A 607-nucleotide genomic window follows, 5' to 3' on the forward strand; every position below is an offset into this window, starting at 1 on the left:
CCTTCAAACATGATGTCTCGATGGCGCTTCAAAATTTGAATAGCCATTTGGAGAGGAGTACGCAAATTGTAAAGGTGTATTTTTTCAATTTCAACATTGCGTTTCTCGGCATAGTTTTGTAAAGCCTCTGTATAAACTAATTGCATCTTTGCTTTAAACCACTCGATATAGCCTTTTGGATTACTTATGCCATCTTTGTAAGTATTATTGTCAAGTCTCTCGGTAATTCTGATAGAATTAGAATTTTCAGAACTTAATGGTGTGCAAGGAAGGACGTCCATATGAAAATCAGTATACTTCAGTGTCCAACAGCGTTTCCCTTCGGGATCTAGCATCTTTGAGTACCGCGGACTTTCATGTAACCTATTGCCAACGATGTGTTTAACCTGTTCAGGTGTTAGTGATTCTCCGTTTGTTAACTGACAAATGAGATCTACGTCGTATTCGCCGTTTTTGTCAGAGCTGAGGGGTTTAATCATTGTTCCAAGTGCCATTGATCCTTGTGGCGAAATTTTGATATCCAAATCTTCTTCAAGATTACCTAAGTAGGTACCAACTGCTTCATAAGAAGCAATAATTTCTTTAGTTGTTGTTTCTGAGACGTTTA

General features: G+C 37.9%; 1 protein-coding gene. It reads right to left on the reverse strand.

Annotation, left to right across the window (positions count from 1 at the left end; translation table 11 throughout):
- Positions 1-607 (reverse strand): nucleotidyltransferase domain-containing protein (locus ACPC58_RS11690; RefSeq protein ID WP_434066037.1); only part of this gene is annotated, 607 nt, incomplete at both ends.

The organism is Streptococcus sp. VTCC 12905 (genome assembly GCF_049893385.1).
GTDB classification, from domain to species: domain Bacteria; phylum Bacillota; class Bacilli; order Lactobacillales; family Streptococcaceae; genus Streptococcus; species Streptococcus suis_AA.